Raw genomic sequence first — 3,091 nt, 5'->3', positions numbered from 1 at the left:
CTGCCGGCCGAAGCGCTGGCGCCGACCGAGGCGCCGCTGGCGCCGGCGCAGCGCTGGTTCCTCGAGCTGGCGGGCGGGCAGCCGCGGCGCTTCCTGTTGTCGGCCGAACTGAACCTGGCGCCCGGCGTCGACACCGGGCGCTTGCTGGCGGCGTTGCACGGCGTGACGGCCGGCCAGCCACTGCTGCGCGCGCGCCTGGCGCCGGAACTGGACCGCCAGTTGCTCGGCGAGGGGCACGCCGTACCGGTGCTGCGCTGCGTGCCGGGCCAGGCGCGCGGCGCCCTGATGGCCGCCGCGCGGGCCATGATCGATCCCGTGCGTGGTCCCGCCTTTGTCTGCGCGCTATGGGAGGACGAGGCCGAAGGCGCGGCCAGCCTGCTGCTGGCGGGCCATCATCTGTGGACCGATGTCCTGAGCCTGCAGCAACTGGTGATGGAGATCGAACGCGCCTATCTGGGGCAGGCCGCCAGGACGGCGGCGACCAGCTTTCTGTACTGGTCGCAGCAACTGGCGATGCTGGCCGACAGCGCTTATTTCGACGCCGAAGCGCCGGCCTGGCGCGCCGCGCTGGCGCCGGCCGGGCTGCATGTGCCCGCCGCGACCCGGCCTGATTATGCCGGTGTCGGGCGCGAGCTGTGGCGCCTGCCGCTGGGTGCCGGCGCGCCGCCGCTGGCCATGCTCGAGGCGGTGATTTTGCAGGCGCTGGGCAATGTGCTGACGGCTGGCGCCGAGCCCGAGTTGCTGGTCGAGTGCGAGCGGCATGGCCGCGAACCGTTGCCGGCGCTCGATGTCGCCGGCTCGCTGGGCTGGTTTACGGCCGCCTTTCCGCAGCGTTTGCGCCACGGCGAAGCGGTTGCCGCGCTGGCCGCGCGCATGGCGGCGCTGCCGCACGGCGGGCTCGGTTTCGGCGCATTGCGCAGTTACCGCAGCGCCAGCCTGGGTGAGGATTTTGCGGCGCTGTACCGGGCTTGCCGGGTCGGCTTCAATTTTCTCGGGCGCCTGCGCTCCGGCGACGACGCTGGCCACGGTGTCTTTGGCGACCTGGCCGCCGGCCAGCCGCAAGACGATATCGCCGCCGACCTGCCGCTGCCGCATGCGCTGACGGTCGACGCCTGGCTGATGAAAGATGAGTTGTCCGTGCGCTGGTCCGGCCAGCGCGGCGGCCAGGCCGTCGCCCTGGCGCAGGCGCACCGGCAAGAGGTGCGGCGCCTGCTCGACAGCCTTGCGCCCGCCGCCGGGGCTGCGCCGAGCGCGGCCGAAATGCAGTCCCTGCTCGATGAATTGAGCTGGATCGATTGAGTAACCGTCCCGGCGCATGCCGGGCGTCACGACCACACGCATGATTGAAATGAGCAACCCCATGAACGACAAGTCCCAGATCGACGCCATCCTGCCCTTGCTGCCGCTGCAACGCGGCATGCTGTTCCACGCCGTTGCCGCCAGTGCCGGCGGCGACGACCCGTATATCCTGCAGGTGAGCGGCCGTATCGACGGCGCGCTCGAGCCGGACCATGTGCAGTCCGCCTGGCGCACGCTGTTCGAACGCCACCCGGCGCTGCGCTGCGCCTTTATCCACAAAGGCCAGTCCGAACCGCGCCAGGCGGTACTGCGCACGCTGGCCCTGCCCATTACCACGCTCGACTGGAGCGACGACGACGCGGCGGCGGGCGAGCTGCGCCTGGCCGAGCTGAAGGCGGCGCAGCTGGCGGCGCCATTCAATTTGCGGCGCCCGCCGCTGCTGCGCTTCACGCTGGTGCGGCGCGGGCCGCAGGCCTGGGACTTCATCCTCACGCACCACCATATCGTGCTCGACGGCTGGTCGCAATCGCTGCTGGTGGCCGAGCTGTATGAACTGATCGATGCCGCCGCCGGCGCGCGCGCCACGCAACTGGCGACGCCACCCGACTTTGCGCACGTGCTGCGCACCATGCATGGTCGGCGGCGCGACGATGACGCAGCGTTCTGGCGCCAGATGTTTGCCGGCTGGCGCGCACCCGGTCTCACGCTGGCGCCTGCCGGTGCGCCGGCGCCAAGCGCGCCGGAGCGCCCGTGCGTCAGTCTCGATGGCGAACTGGTACGGCGCCTGCTCGACACCGGCCGCTTGCGCCGCATGACGCCGGCCACGCTGTGCCAGATGGCCTGGGCGCTGGTGCTGGCGCGCCACACGGCCAGCCGCGATGTGGTCTACGGCGTGACGGTGTCGGGCCGCGGCGACGATGCCGCCGCGCTCGGCGCGGTCGGCATGTTCGTCAACACGGTACCGCTGCGCATCGTGCTCGATCCGGCGCAGAACCTGGCCGACCTGGGCTTGCGGCTGCAGCAGCGCCTGCACGAGCTGGAACCGCGCAGCTATTGCGACCTGGGCGAAATCCAGCGCTGGGCCGCCGTGGAGCCGGGCGCCCCCTTGCTGCAGACGCTGGTGGCATTCGAGAATTTTCCCTTGTCGCAGTTGCGCCCCGATGGCCGTTTGCGCCTCTCTGAACTGGCCTCGTCGGAGCGCACCAGCTTGCCGCTGGCGCTGGTGATCGTGCCGGGCGAACAGTGGACGGCGGCGCTGCAGACCGATACCTCCCGCATTGAGGCCGGGCGCGCGCAAGCCATGCTCGACGACTTTGTCGCCGCGCTCGCCAGCGTGACGCAAAGCTGGCTCACGCCGCTGGGACAGATACTCGACCAGCTGGCCCCGTCGCCCTGGACCGATGCCACCGCCGGCGCGCCGCCGGCCGCCGCCAACCTGGTGCAGGCCTGGCAGGCGGCGGTGCTGGCGCATGGTGCGCGCACGGCGCTGCGCTGCGGCGACAGCGTGCAAAGCTATGCTGAACTCGACCGCGCCGCCGATGGCGTGGCGCTGGCGCTGCAGGCGCGCGGGGTGGCCGCCGGCAGCCGGGTGGCGATCTGCGCCACGCGCGGCTGGCGCATGCTGGCCGCCATGCTGGGCGCGCTCAAGGCGGGCGCGGCCTATGTGCCGCTCGATCCGGCCAATCCGGCCGACCGGCTGGGCTGGATATTGTCCGACGCGCGCCCGGCCGTGGTGCTGGCCGATGCGCCGGCCGCCGGGGCTGCCGCAGCCGGGCTGGCGAGCGCCGGCCTG

General features: G+C 72.2%; 1 protein-coding gene and 1 pseudogene. Both read left to right on the top strand.

The window, feature by feature from the left end:
* Window positions 1–1,299 (top strand): annotated as a pseudogene (locus CD932_RS03630) (condensation domain-containing protein); the annotation flags it as partial.
* A 61-nt stretch (window positions 1,300–1,360) separates the two neighbouring features.
* A partial coding sequence (locus tag CD932_RS03625) for a condensation domain-containing protein (RefSeq protein ID WP_176460867.1) occupies window positions 1,361–3,091 on the top strand: 1,731 nt, incomplete at its 3' end.

It is taken from the genome of Janthinobacterium sp. PC23-8 (genome assembly GCF_002250505.1).
In the GTDB taxonomy this organism is placed as follows: domain Bacteria; phylum Pseudomonadota; class Gammaproteobacteria; order Burkholderiales; family Burkholderiaceae_D; genus Janthinobacterium.
Note: the sequence above shows the minus strand (reverse complement) of the source record. Positions and strands in the feature narration are given on the sequence as shown.